The 1,424-nt window shown below is 69.7% G+C and carries 1 pseudogene; it reads left to right on the top strand.

Annotated elements, in window-relative coordinates:
* Positions 1–1,317, top strand: a pseudogene (locus AB0D27_RS45475) (hypothetical protein); the annotation flags it as partial.
* Positions 1,318–1,424: the final 107 nt, after the last annotated feature.

The raw sequence follows: 1,424 nt of genomic DNA, 5'->3' as shown, positions 1-1,424 counted from the left end.
TCCCGCTTCGGCCGCGCGTGGCGCCGCAAAGCCCCGGTGGAGTCGCTGATGCCGCTGCGCCTCGCGCGCTACGGTGTCCCGCTGGCGGAGACGGCCCCTTCGGGCCTGGCCGCCGCCGGCATCGAGGAGCCACCGATCGTGTTCACCGTCGAGCGGGCGCCTGCCTCAGTCCGGCCGGACAGCTCCACGCCCGACGTCACGGCAGAGAACGAGCCGGCACCGGCCGAGCGGGACAACGCGGAGCCGCAACCGGTCCAAGCTCCGGTCTCCACCGTTATGCCCGAGCAGCCAACTGGTCCGCAGGAATCAACCGAGGAGACCGCTGAACGGTTCGCCGAAGCCTACCGGGCGTTCATCGCCGAGTTCCAGATCGAGCCGACCCCGACGCAGTGGGCACTTTGGCTCCGCGACACCTACGGCATCTCCACGGGATCCGGCGACCCGCTTTCCGAGGACCAGGTGCAGCCCCTTCTCCAGGTCCTCCAAGAGCGCTACGCAGCGCGCTCTGAGGAGCCCGTCGCGTCCGAGGAACCGCAGTCGACCGACCAATCGGCCGACCAGTGGGACGACTACTTCTACAGCGCCTGGCGCACTTATGAGCAGGAGCGCGGGACCTATCCCGGCGCGGCTGCCCTCGCGGCGTACGTGTACGAGCGGGACGGCATCACGGGCGCCGACGGCCGGCCCGTCACGGGCGAGGACGTGGCGGACTTCGTCGCAACCTTCAGGGAGCGCGAGTTCGGCAGCACCGGACCGCCCGCTGAAGAGGCTGCCGCCGATCCCGGCGAGCAGGCCGCTGACGAGGTCCTCTCGCAGGAGGAGGACGCCGCGGAGGCGCCCGCTGGCGCGGGTGCGCAGGCCGCCAATGAGAAGCGCACCCCTCGGGTGAGCGCTGCCATCGATGACTCGCCACCAGGTGCGGATGGCGCAGTGGGGGAGCGGGCGGTTCTCACCACGGTCGATCACTACTACCTGGCGTGGATGGAGTACCAGACCGAGCACGGCGAGGAGCCGACGGCTGAGCAACTGTCCACCTATCTCGCGCAGAAGGGCAAGCACGGGCGGGGTGACAAGCCGGTCAGCCCCGCTAACCTGCGCCGGTACTTCCTACCGTCCCGCGTCTACAACGTCTGGGCCGAGCACCGGATGCGCAACGAGCAGCCCGCGGCGGACGCCGTTGCGCAGGACTGCGCAGCCCGAGGTATCACCGCCCAGTACAACAAGCCCGTCACGACCGACTACATCACCGAGAAATCCGCTGAGTTCGAACACCGTCGGCAGGCCCTCATACGCCACCACGCCGACGCGCAGCAGTAGGGCAGCCCCTGCACACCGGTTGCGCAGCCGGAACCCTGTGACGCCCAACAGAATGCTGGCAGCGGCAGCCGGCCAGCCCGTTCACTACTCGGCAGGGGCGGCCCGAT

The sequence above is a fragment of the Streptomyces sp. NPDC048415 genome (assembly GCF_040651675.1).
GTDB lineage: Bacteria > Actinomycetota > Actinomycetes > Streptomycetales > Streptomycetaceae > Streptomyces.
This window is presented reverse-complemented; position numbering and strand designations above follow the sequence as displayed.